Raw genomic sequence first — 11,125 nt, forward strand, 5'->3', positions numbered from 1 at the left:
CTCGAAGAGCGCCGGGTCCCAGACGTCCTCGTCGGCCGGGGCGACGTTGAAATCACCCAGAACGGCGAACGGCCGTGCCCCCGCGGCGTCCTCGGCGACGGCGGCCTTCAGCGCTTCGAACCAGGCCAGTTTGTACGTGTAGTGCTCGTGCCCGACCTCGCGGCCGTTGGGCACGTAGACCGACCAGAGGCGGAGCGGGCCGCAGGTCGCGGAGACGGCGCGGGGCTCCTGCACGCCCCCGTACTCAGGGCCGCCGGGCAGGCCCTGGACCACATCCTCCAGACCGACCTTCGAGACCAGTGCCACTCCGTTCCACCGGCCGTCGGCGACGACCGCGGACTCGTAGCCGAGCTCGCGCAGCTGGGCGGCGGGGAACTGCTCGGCGGTGGACTTGGTCTCCTGGATGCACAGCACGTCCGTGCCGGTGTTCTCCAGCCAGGCCAGCAGCCGAGGCAGTCGGGCGGTGATCGAGTTGACGTTCCAGGTGGCGATGCGCATGGTTCTCAACCTACTCGTCGGGTCTGACAGTCACAGAGCCACGGAGTCGCCGGGCGCGAGGTGGTGGTGCCGTGCGCCGCCGCCGAGGTTGCCGATGTGCCCGCCGTACAGCGGCAGGGCGAGGTCGGTGAGGAGCGCGTCGTGGATGTCGTACGCGCGCTGCGGCTTGACCTCGCGGACGTAGTCGATCACCTCGGAGACCTTGCTCCAGGGGGCCATCACGGGCAGCAGCAGCGTCTCGACCGGGTGCTCGGGGACGGTGAGCGCGTCGCCGGGGTGGAAGACGGAACCGTCCATCAGGAAGCCGACGTTGGTGATGCGCGGAAGGTCGGGGTGGATGACGGCGTGCAGCTCGCCGTGCACCTGGACATCGAATCCGGCGGCGCTGAAGGTGTCTCCGTGCCCGACGGTGTGCACCCGGCCGGGGAAGGCGGCGGAGATCTTCCCGGCGACGCTGCGCAGCGTCCAGATCTCGGCGGCCGGGTTCGCCTCCAGGGCGGCCCGCAGGTGGTCCTCGCTGAAGTGGTCCGGGTGCTCGTGCGTCACCAGGATCGCGTCGGCGCCGAGCGCGGCGTCCGCCTCGCTGAAGGCCCCCGGGTCCAGGACGAGCGTGCGGCCGTCCTTCTCCAGCCGGACGCAGGCGTGGGACTTCTTGGTCAGCTCGATGCTGTGCGTGCTGCTGCTCATGGCTTCCATCCTGCTACGGCTGCGGCGTGGTCTCCTGCCGGACCACTTCTTTGGCGGTTTCGAAGGCCGCGTGCGCCGCCGGGACGCCGCAGTACACGGCGGTCTGGAGCAGCACCTCGCGGATCTCGGCGGGGGTGAGCCCGTTGCGCAGGGCGGCCCTGACGTGGGTGGCCAGGGACTCCTGGCGGCCTCCGGCGACGAGCGCGGTGAGGGTGATCACGCTGCGGGTGCGGCGGTCGAGCCCGTCCCTGGTCCAGATCTCGCCCCAGGCGTACCGGGTCAGGAGTTCCTGGAAGTCGCCCGTCATGTCGTCCGCGCCGGCCAGCGCCTCGTCGACGTACCCCTCGCCGAGGACCTCTCGACGCACCTTCAGGCCTTCGTCGTACGGGTCGGGGCGTCCGGCAGGGAGCGGCTCGGGGTCGGGTGCCGTGACGGGGGTGTGCGCGGGCTGCGGCACGGCGGCGGCAGCCGGGGCCGGGGCCTCGGTGTCGTCGGCCGGCAGCGGCGGTACGGGTACCAGCAGCGTGGTGCTGCTGTCCTGCCAGGCGGCGGTGAAGTGCCGCACCAGCAGGTCGGTGACGGCGGCGGGCTGCTCGACGGGGGTCAGGTGGGAGGCCCCGGGGACGAGCGCGAGACGGGCGTCGGGGATGCCCGCGACCAGGGTGCGCGCGTCGGCGGGCCCGGTGACCTGGTCCTGCTCGCCGACCACCACCAGGGTGGGCACGGCGATCCGCCCCAGTTCGGGGCGTACGTCGAAGGCGGCCAGGGCCTCGCAGGCGGCGATGTAGCAGCCGGGGTCGGTGGTGCGCACCATCTGGACGGCCCACTCGACTATCGCGGGCTGCGCGGCGGCGAACGCCTGGGTGAACCAGCGGCCGGGCGCGGACGCCGCCATCGGCTCCATCCCGTTCGTACGGACGATGACGCCGCGCTGGCGGAACTCGTCCGCGGTACCGAACCGGGGGGAGGCGGCGACCAGCGCCAGGGAGGCCACCCGGTGCGGATGACGCAGCGCCAGCTCGGCCCCGATCGCACCGCCGATCGAACAGCCCGCGTACCCGAAGCGCTGAACGCCCAGCCCGTCGAGGACGGACAGCAGCCTGCCCGTCAGATCACCGACCGAGGAGAGGGGCTCGGCGGGCGCCCCACCGTGCCCCGGCAGGTCGTATCGGAACACCCGCCAGGTGCGGGCGAGCTCCGGTATCTGGCGGTCCCACATGTGCCACGTCGTCCCGAGGGACGGGCCCAGAACCAGGACCGGAGCGTCTTCTGGCCCGTCGAAGCGGTATTGCAGCGTCTCTGCCGTCGTCTCACTCACGCCTGCACACTCTCATCTCTCACGGACGCCCCGGTAACGGAGGGTCGCTGGATACCCTCCTGCCCAGGTTGCAGACTTCTCGGGCGGCGTTCGCCTGCCGGTCGCCGCCCTGGTGGAGCCGCTCGGGGTTGCCTTCCGCGGTGTTCAGCCGCTCGGGGTCGCCTTCCCCGGTGATCAGCGCGGACGGCTCCTTCTGGCCCAGAGCAGCAGGACCACCGAGCAGACCGCGGCGAACGCGCACCACGTCGAGATGTACTCCTCTCGCCACAGCCCGAAGGACACGGCGGCTCCGACGGAGGCCAGGACGCCGAACAGGACGAGCCCCCGGTCACCGGACAGGAGCAGGGAACCGAGGGTGGCGAGGAGGTAGCCGGCGACGGTCAGCTCCGCCTGCGGCAGCCCCAGGGAGTACCCCACCGTGTGTCCCCGGATCTCCGCCGTCACGGTACGGGTCGCCAGCGCGTGGGCGAGCGCCGCCGCTGTCGTGACTCCCGCCGCCAGGGGGACGAGCAGACGACGACGGGCGCGCGGCGGAGCGGCGCACAGCACGGCTGCCGGTACCCACAGCGCCAACACCGGGAGCGCGATGACGCTCCAGGCGACAGTGGCGGGCCCGGTACCGCCGCCGTGCTGCCAGACCACGGCCTCGATGATCTGGTGGGCGCCCAGGAGCAGGGGCAGTGCGGCCAGTGGAAGGTCACGGGGGTGTCGGGCCGCCACGGTCACCGCGGTGACCCCCACCGCCGTGATGACCGTGCCTGCAACGAGATCGGCCGTCGCACTCCAGCACATGGCAGCAACGCTACGGCCGTCCCGGCGGGGAAGCATGCCGGGCGTCCCTCCGGGACCGCGAGTGACCAGAACGCTCTCCTCGGCGGCCCGGAGTCTGGCACACAGCGCCCGAGAGTCGTCGCGTTCATCTGCCCGGGCCGGGGTCCCTGGCATTCCCCATCGCCGCATACACCCTTCTCCCATACCCCCCTCCCGTATGCTACGGTGCGTCTCGCAGATACCCCATGGGGGTATGAAAGAGAGAGGTGAGGGGCAATGTCGACCGTCAATCCCAAGCGCTGGTGGGCACTCGCAGTGCTGGCCACCGCACAGTTCATGGTGATCATGGACACGTCGATCATCGGAGTCGCGCTCCCGGAGATGCAGAAGGACCTGGGCTTCTCCCAGGGCGAGTTGCAGTGGGTGTTCAACGCCTACGTGATCGCGTTCGGCGGACTGCTGCTGCTGGGTGGGCGACTGTCCGACCTGATCGGCGCACGGAAGATCTTCGTCACCGGCTGGGTGGTCATGATCGCCGGATCGGTCGTCGCCGCCGCGGCCACCACCGCCTGGGTCGAGGTACTGGGCCGTGGCGTCCAGGGCGTCGGCGGAGCGCTCATCACGCCCTCCGCGATGACCCTGCTGATGATGCTCTTCGGGCACAACCCGAAGGAACTCGGCAAGGCCATGGCCTTCTACGGTGCCGCCGCCCCGGCCGGCGGCACGGCCGGAGTCTTCCTCGGCGGCGTGTTCACCGAATGGCTGAGCTGGCCCTGGGTCTTCATCATCTACATCCCCATCGGCCTCGCCACCCTCGCCGCCACCAGGGTGCTGCCCGTCGTCGCGAGCCGTCGCGGATCCGTGGACATCGCAGGCGCCGTCGCCGTCACGGCGGGTCTCGCACTGGCCGTCTTCGCTGTCGTACGGGCACCCGAAGTGGGCTGGGGTTCGACGGGGACCGTCCTTCAACTGGTCGGTGCCGTCGCCCTGTTGGGTCTCTTCCTCTTCATCCAGAAGTCCCTCCGCGAACCGCTGATGCCGCTCAGCGTGTGGCGAGTGCCGCGGCTCGGCTCGGCCAATCTGGCGATGATGCTGCTCGGTGCGGCGTGGATTCCGATGTGGTACTTCCTCAATCTGTACCTCCAGCAGGTACTCGGGTACGGGGCGTTCGCGAGCGGCGCCGCCCTGGTGCCGATGACCGTGCTCCTGATGATCTTCATGACGATGATCACGGCACGGCTGATGACGAAGTTCGGCGCCAAGCCGCTGATCTCCGGCGGCCTGCTGGTCCTGGCGGTCGGCCTGCTGTGGCTGTCCGCCGTCGAACCGACCGGCAGCTTCCTGATCGACGTACTGCCCGCCTCGCTGGTCGCCGCACTCGGTATGTCCCTCGCGTACATCCCGGCCATGATGACCGCGATGTCCGGCGCACCGCAGGAGCAGGCCGGGCTCGCCTCCGGCATCGTCAACACCACCTACCAGGTCGGCTCCGCGCTCGGTCTGGCCGCACTGACCGCCCTCGCCACCTCGCAGGGTGCGGGCGAGCTCGGCAACCTCCCGGCCCTGACCGACGGCTTCAGCTCCGCTTTCGTCGGAGCCGCCGCCGTCGCCGCGCTGGGCGGCCTGATCACCCTGCTGGTCATGCGCGGCGAAGGACGCCCCGGCGCGAACGCCGCGCAGTCCACCCCTGCCGCCTCGGGCGACCAGGTCGGCGTGTAGCGCATGGGCTGCCCGGCGGCCAGACGGAAGTTTCCCGCCACGGGGTCGCCCGGTGTCTCTTCATCAGACATCGGGCGGCCCCGATGGCTATGGCTATGGCTATGGCTATGGCTATGGCGATCAGAAAGCACGTGGGGACATCGGCGTCTCCGTGCCGTCGATCACAGCCGTGCAGCGGGGCGTGCCGGAGCCGGGAACGACACGGACGACCACGGACAGCGGTGGGTCCGTGGGCAGTTCCCCGGTGACGGCCTGCTCGTGGTGCGCATGCAGCGGAACGCGGCTGGTCTCCTTGCCGTCGACAAGCAGCTCGATCAGCCCCGGATGACCGTTGTGGATGTTCACGGTCACCGAGTGGCCCCTGGCATCGAGGTGAAAATGGTGACTTCGCGCCATCACGCGCCTCCTGAGGAACTACCGCCTCTCCCTCCATCATGCCCCCGGCCGGTCCCACGCGCTCCGCGTGCTCCCGGGGGTGCGGTGCCGGACACTTCTCTGTAGGGGCCTGCGGATTTCGTACGGGCCCATGGTGAGGTGTTCGGCGTGCTTGAGGTCCCGCTCTGGCTGTGGGGGGCGTTCGCCGCGACGGTGATCGTGGCGCTGACGGTGGACCTGCTGTCCCACAGCACCGAGCACGTCATCGGCTTCAAGGAGGCAGCCGCCTGGAGCGGCGTGTGGGTGAGCCTCGCCCTGGTCTTCGGCGCGGTCGTCCTCCTCGTCCTCGGCACCACCGCAGGCACCGAGTACACGACGGCCTGGCTGCTGGAGAAGAGCCTGTCGGTCGACAACCTGTTCGTCTTCGCCGTGATCTTCGCGTACTTCAAGGTGCCCCGCGCCTACCAGCACCGCGTGCTGTTCTTCGGCGTCATCGGCGCGCTCGTCTTCCGCGGGATCTTCCTCTCCCTCGGCGTGGCCGTGGTCGGCCGCTTCACCGCGGTGCTGTTCGCCTTCGCGGCGGTCCTCTTCTACAGCACGTACAAACTCCTCAAGGACGAGGAGGAGAGCTTCGACCCGGGCAAGAGCTTCGCCGTACGCATGCTCCGCAAGGTCATTCCGGTCCGGGACGAGTACGCCGGGGCGAGGTTCTTCGTCCGAGAAGCCGGGAAGCGGATGGCGACTCCGCTGCTCGCGGTGGTCGCTGCCATCGAGGCGGCCGACCTGATCTTCGCTGTCGACAGCGTTCCGGCCGTCCTCGCGGTCAGCGACGACGCCTTCATCGTCTACACCAGCAACGCGTTCGCCATCCTCGGCCTGCGGGCCCTCTACTTCCTGCTCGCCGGCCTCCTGGACCGCTTCCACCACCTGGGCAAGGGCTTGGCGATCATCCTCGCCTTCATCGGCGTCAAACTCATCCTTCAGGCGTCCCACAAGATGATCAGCACCAGCATCCCGGAAATCCCCTCGCTGGTCAGCCTCGCGGTCATCGTCGTCGTTCTGACGGGTTCCGTTGTGCTCAGTCTCAGAAGGCCCGCTCCGACCGACGCGGGGGAACAGAAGGAAGAGGGCTGAGCACTTCCCCGCACGTCAAAACGGGCATATCGTAAAGATATGGTCAAGATGAAGCGCAAACCCGAAGCGTTCACGTGTCCGGCCTGCGAGAAGTCCGTGCCGGCCACACCCCACCGTCACAAGACCCTGGGCGTATTCGTTCCCGTCTGGGGTCCGGGGCCGTGCCAGAACCGCGACTGTCCCGAATTCCGGTTGGACCCCAAGCACAGGCGACCTCCCGACCGAGCAACGCCATAGGCAGCGGAAAGCGCGCAGACGGCGCGGCCCGCCCGGAGGAAACCGTGGCGCCACGATCCCGGTGGGACCCACCCGCACCGCGCCCCCGACATCGTTGTCGAAGACGCGGCGCGTACGGGTCTCGGCCCTACTGGATGCGGCAGGCCCCGAGGGGGCGTCGCGAGCCGGGGCGTGCGGTGGTCCTACGGCGTGTAAGTGGCGTCACTGCCGTACAACTCCCTGGTGAACGCGGAGACATCGGCGCTGCGGTCGGTGCCGTCGAGGTTGTACGTCAGAAAGACGCCGTAGCCCTCGCCGACGGTGCGGCGGGCGAGGCTTGCGGACGTGCTCTGCGAGGTGCCGCCAATTTCGACGGCCGCCGGTGAGAGCTTCGACTTGGGCAGTGCGATGCCGGGGACCTGCCAGCTGCCGTAGTACGGATTCCAGGCGTAGTCGAACTTGGACGAGATGTTGACGCCGCCGTAGGACAGACGCGACGCGGCCGGGCCGATGTTGTAGAGGCTGATGGTCTTGTTCGGCATGTTCGCGCGCAGCGCCGTCACGAGGTGCACGAACGAGCCGGCGTTGGGCTGGCCGGTACCGTTCTTGCCGTACTCGGCGTACTCGTCGTCGAAGTCGATGCCGTCGAGACCGTACTTGGCCACGGTGTCCGACAGTTGCTTCGCGAACGCCGAAGCCGCCTGCTGGGACGGGAAGTTGGCGAAGCCCGCGCCCTGGTGGTTGCCCAGCACCGAGAGGACGACCTTGATTCCCTTCTGCTGCAACGGACGTATCTCCGTGGCGGCGTTGTCGAGGACGCGCTGCACGTTCTCGTTGAAGTACAGACGCGCCGACTTCGTGGCCGTGTCGTAGTTGATGTTCGCCGCGAAGATCACGGCGACGTCGAAGACATTGCCGCCGCCGTTGGCGAGGGTGTACTTGCCGACGTTTCGCATGCTGTTGTTGTTCACCTCGATGTACGCCACCGAGGTCGGCCCTTGCTTCGCGAGCGCGGGAGCGGGGGCGGGGGCCGCTGTCGCGCCGGTCGTGGCGGTCGCGCCGAAGGCGAGTGCCGCGACTGCCGAGAGCGCGAGCGCGGCCGTCCGCACTCTGCTCCGTACCATGGTGAACATCGTTGATCGGCCTCCCCTTGCGTGGGTCGGCGCCCGACCTGTTCGAGAGCGCCGAGTGAGCCCTCCGAGTTTTCCGCTCCCGTGACCGAATCCCGGCAGTCGTGCGCGAACTCCTCACAACTCCCCCGCACATCGCCTCACCACTCGGCCCCCGGGAGAGGGAGTCGATGCGCGGACTGCCGCTACTTGGAGCAGGTCCGGTCGGCGGCGGGCAGCTTGCCCGTGGCCAGGTAGCTGTTGACGTTGTTGTCGACGCACGCGTTCTCGTAAAGGCCGTAGACCGCGTGCCGGTTGGCGCCCTTGACGGTGATCAGCTTGGAGCTCGGCAGCAGGCCGTGCAGGGCGACGGCGCCCTTGTGCGCGGTGCGCGGGTCCCCGGTGGCGGACACGATCAGCGCCTTGGCGTCGTGCTGCACCCTGGTGGGCTCCTCCCGGGGCCGGTCCCAGAAGGCGCACGGGCCGATGTTGTTGTTCATCGCACCGAAGCGCGGGTAGGCGGCGCGGCTGCGCTGGATGTCCCGCCAGTAGACCTCGGGGTCGCGCGGGGCGGACGCGTCCCCGCAGATGACCGCGGTCTGCGCGCTGGCCATGTGCGACTGCTCGCCGGTCGTGGCCAGCCGCAGCAGTCCGGCGAACTGCGGCGAGAGCTTGGTCGGCTGCCCGGCCGCTGCCTTGTTCAGCACGGACACGTGCTCACCGAGGGACGCCCGGGACGTGTCGGTGTCGCTGTCGACCCCGGCGAGGAGGACGAACGGGATCTGCGTGTCGTCGAGCCGGAAGGCGTCCGGCGCGGTGCCGACGGTCAGCGGGCCGCGCGCGGACTTCTCGATGATGCGGTCGATCGTGGCGAGGACCTGGGCGCGGGTGTGGCCGAGGCCGTACGTGGCGTGCCGGGCGGCGGCCCAGGTGGCCCAGTCGGCCAGCGCCTGCTCGTTCTCGCCGACGGCCTCCCTGAGCAGCCGGGGGCCGAACTTGCGGGGGTCGATGGCGCCGTCCAGGACCATGCGGTCGGTGCGTCCCGGGAACATCTGGGTGTAGACCGTGCCCAGGTAGGTCCCGTACGAGTAACCGAAGTAGGAGATCTTCTTCTCGCCGAGCGCGCCGCGGACGACGTCCATGTCACGGGCCGTGTTGCGGGTGGTGACATGCGGCAGCACGGCGGCGTTGGTGGCCCGGCACTTGGCGGCCAGGTCCTTCTGGAGCGTGACCTGGCGCTCGAAACTCGCTCTGCCGAGACCGGCCGAGAAGAGATTGGTGCCGACGGGCAGGCCGCAGTCCAGCGGGGTGCTGCGGCCGATGAAGCGCGGGTCGAAGCCGACGATGTCGTACCGCGGTCCCGTCTTCTTCATCCACGCGTGGAATTCCGGTGGGGACTGGAGGGCGGTGTTGCCGGGGCCGCCGTTGTTGAGCAGGATCGAGCCGATGCGGTGGCGGGTGTCGGTGGCCTTGAGCCGGGATATCGCGACGGTGATCGTACGGCCCCGGGGGGCTGCGTAGTCGAGCGGCACGGTGACGTCGGCGCACTGCACGCCGGCCTTCTCCAGGTCCCGGCCCGTGGCGTCGTCCGGACCCTTGGAGCAACTGCCCCAGCCCAGGCGCTGGTTGTAGTAACGGTCGAGCCCGGCCCCGGACTTGGACGCGACGGGGGCTGTGGCGGTGGAGGCCGTGGTCGGGGCCGCGGTCGCGGAGGCCGTGGTGGTGGGGGCCGCGCCGAGGCAGGCGGCGAGGGCGAGGCCCAGGGCCGAGGTGCGGCGCACGGCCGGGGTGTGGCGCGCGGCCGGGCTGGGGGTGATCACGAAATCTCCTGGAGGTGCTGGGTGTTGCGGTCGGAAGGTCCCACGGGGCGACGTCTGAGGAAGACGGATTCCCATGCCCTGTTCCGCATCTGTCTGACTTGTCTGTCTTACGCATCTGACTGACGCGTCTGTCTTACGTGTCAGACGCTAAGCGGAACACCCACTCCCACTCACTCCAGCTGTCCCCCCAACTTCGGTGGGGCCACCTCCACTTCCTGCTGACTTACCTGGTCGGCGGGCCTGCGCGGCAGGGTGGGTTCAGCGGGCGGGCCGCATTGCACCGCCTGCCATCACGCGCAGAACCCCCGCCGGATCACTCCGACGGGGGTTCCTCCGTGGACCGTCCGCTCAGCTCTCGGCGGAGCGGCGGCGACGCGCGGCCAGGAGCAGGCCCGCGCCACCGGCGAGCGCGACCAGGGTGCCGCCCGCGGCCCAAGGCAGCGCGGAACCGGCGCCGGTCGAGGCGAGGTTGCTGCCGTCGGCGGCGGGTGCGGGGGCGTTCTTGTCCGGAGCGGTCACCGGCTTGCCGGTCGCGTCGCCGGTGCTGCCTCCCGAGGTGGCGGAACCGGCGTCGGTGCCGTGGCCGGCCCCCTTCGAGGCGTCGGGCGCGGGCTTGCCCTTGTCACCGCCGGTGCCGGTGCCGGCGTCCGTGCCCTTGTCGGCTTCCTCGGAGGTGTCGGGCGCGGGCTTGCCCTTGTCGTCCTTGCCCTTCGAGCCCGCGGCGTCGGCCTCGTCCTGCTTGCGGGCCTCGTACTGACCCTTGTCCAGGAACGCCTGGACGTCCTCCGGCGTGCCCAGGAGCGCCTTCTTCCCGGCTTCCTTCACACGCGGGCCGCCGACGCTGATGGCCTTGCCGACCAGCACGCGGTTGTCGGTGATACGGGCCTCGTACTGGCCCTTGTCGAGGAACGCCTGGACGTCCTCCGGCGTGCCCAGGAGCGCCTTCTTGGCAGCCTCCTTCACACCGGGGCCGCCCTTGCCGTAGATCCGGGTGGCCAGCACATGGTTGTCGGTGTTACGGGCCTGGTACTGGCCCACTTCCAGGAACTTCCGCATGGCGGCCGGACCACCGTCGATCGCCTCGCTCCCGGCCTCCTTCACCCCCGGCCCCGCGTCCTTGACCGCCATCAGCCGCAGGATCTCGACCCGGTCGTCCTCCTCCTGCTGCGCGGGGGTCTTCGACCCGGCGTCGGGTGCGGAGACGGCAGGCGCCTTGGCATCGGCGGCGTGCACCGGAGAGGCGAACAGAACGGCCGGTGCAATAGCCGCGGATACGACGAGAGTTGATATACGCGTGAACTTCATGTGATTCCCCCACTGCCTCAAGAAAGCTGTAAATGGTCGTCGACATGGTAAGTCGATCTTGACAGCCTCTTTACATGGCCCCCTCAAAGAGGGGTCCCAGGCACGAGTCCTCCACATGGATGTCCACTGCGATGCGGCAGGCCCGACAGACGATCAGTGCTTGGCGTGCGGGC

Annotated in this window: 10 protein-coding genes; 2 read left to right on the forward strand and 8 right to left on the reverse strand. The window is 69.7% G+C overall.

Features of this window, described 5'->3' with window-relative positions:
* The 4 genes from ACWGIG_RS31230 to ACWGIG_RS31245 form a co-directional block, all read right to left on the reverse strand.
* On the reverse strand, positions 1-498 hold a 498-nt coding region (locus tag ACWGIG_RS31230), incomplete at its 3' end, for an exodeoxyribonuclease III (RefSeq protein ID WP_453325048.1).
* Between the two features lie 30 nt (positions 499-528).
* The gene (locus ACWGIG_RS31235) at positions 529-1,185 is read right to left on the reverse strand and encodes an MBL fold metallo-hydrolase (protein WP_453325049.1); all 657 of its coding nucleotides are present in this window, start codon (positions 1,183-1,185) and stop codon (positions 529-531) included.
* Between the two features lie 13 nt (positions 1,186-1,198).
* A complete protein-coding gene (gene pcaDC, locus ACWGIG_RS31240) occupies positions 1,199-2,503 on the reverse strand; it encodes a bifunctional 3-oxoadipate enol-lactonase/4-carboxymuconolactone decarboxylase PcaDC (RefSeq protein WP_453325050.1) in 1,305 nt (434 codons plus the stop codon).
* 174 nt (positions 2,504-2,677) lie between these two features.
* A complete protein-coding gene (locus tag ACWGIG_RS31245; protein ID WP_453325051.1) occupies positions 2,678-3,295 on the reverse strand; it encodes a DUF6629 family protein in 618 nt (205 codons plus the stop codon).
* 255 nt (positions 3,296-3,550) lie between these two features.
* On the opposite strand from ACWGIG_RS31245, the gene ACWGIG_RS31250 reads away from it, so the two are divergent.
* On the forward strand, positions 3,551-4,993 hold the full coding sequence (locus tag ACWGIG_RS31250) for an MFS transporter (RefSeq protein WP_453325052.1): 1,443 nt from the start codon (positions 3,551-3,553) through the stop codon (positions 4,991-4,993).
* Positions 4,994-5,113: 120 nt separating this feature from the next.
* On the opposite strand, the gene ACWGIG_RS31255 is transcribed toward ACWGIG_RS31250, so the two are convergent.
* Positions 5,114-5,389: a hypothetical protein gene (locus ACWGIG_RS31255; RefSeq protein WP_453325053.1), complete on the reverse strand. Its 276-nt coding sequence runs from the start codon at positions 5,387-5,389 to the stop codon at positions 5,114-5,116.
* Between the two features lie 147 nt (positions 5,390-5,536).
* Here ACWGIG_RS31255 and ACWGIG_RS31260 point away from each other — a divergent pair, with 147 nt between their 5' ends.
* The gene (locus ACWGIG_RS31260) at positions 5,537-6,502 is read left to right on the forward strand and encodes a TerC family protein (protein ID WP_453325054.1); all 966 of its coding nucleotides are present in this window, start codon (positions 5,537-5,539) and stop codon (positions 6,500-6,502) included.
* Positions 6,503-6,921: 419 nt separating this feature from the next.
* Here the strand turns inward: ACWGIG_RS31260 and ACWGIG_RS31265 are convergent, their stop codons facing one another.
* The 3 genes from ACWGIG_RS31265 to ACWGIG_RS31275 form a co-directional block, all read right to left on the reverse strand.
* Positions 6,922-7,851: an endo-beta-N-acetylglucosaminidase H gene (locus ACWGIG_RS31265; RefSeq protein ID WP_453325055.1), complete on the reverse strand. Its 930-nt coding sequence runs from the start codon at positions 7,849-7,851 to the stop codon at positions 6,922-6,924.
* A gap of 182 nt (positions 7,852-8,033) precedes the next feature.
* A complete protein-coding gene (locus ACWGIG_RS31270) occupies positions 8,034-9,647 on the reverse strand; it encodes an alpha/beta hydrolase (protein WP_453325056.1) in 1,614 nt (537 codons plus the stop codon).
* 348 nt (positions 9,648-9,995) lie between these two features.
* Positions 9,996-10,952: an ALF repeat-containing protein gene (locus ACWGIG_RS31275; protein ID WP_453325057.1), complete on the reverse strand. Its 957-nt coding sequence runs from the start codon at positions 10,950-10,952 to the stop codon at positions 9,996-9,998.
* Positions 10,953-11,125 lie beyond the last annotated feature (173 nt).

This window comes from Streptomyces sp. NPDC054863 (genome assembly GCF_053610825.1).

Bases quoted from the DNA above. Each gene is read 5' to 3' on its own strand.
- ACWGIG_RS31235 (WP_453325049.1), bottom strand. From the start codon at position 1,185: ATGAGCAGCAGCACGCACAGCATCGAGCTGACCAAGAAGTCCCACGCC.
- ACWGIG_RS31245 (WP_453325051.1), bottom strand. From the start codon at position 3,295: ATGTGCTGGAGTGCGACGGCCGATCTCGTTGCAGGCACGGTCATCACG.
- ACWGIG_RS31250 (WP_453325052.1), top strand. From the start codon at position 3,551: ATGTCGACCGTCAATCCCAAGCGCTGGTGGGCACTCGCAGTGCTGGCC.
- ACWGIG_RS31255 (WP_453325053.1), bottom strand. From the start codon at position 5,389: ATGGCGCGAAGTCACCATTTTCACCTCGATGCCAGGGGCCACTCGGTG.
- ACWGIG_RS31265 (WP_453325055.1), bottom strand. From the start codon at position 7,851: ATGTTCACCATGGTACGGAGCAGAGTGCGGACGGCCGCGCTCGCGCTC.
- ACWGIG_RS31275 (WP_453325057.1), bottom strand. From the start codon at position 10,952: ATGAAGTTCACGCGTATATCAACTCTCGTCGTATCCGCGGCTATTGCA.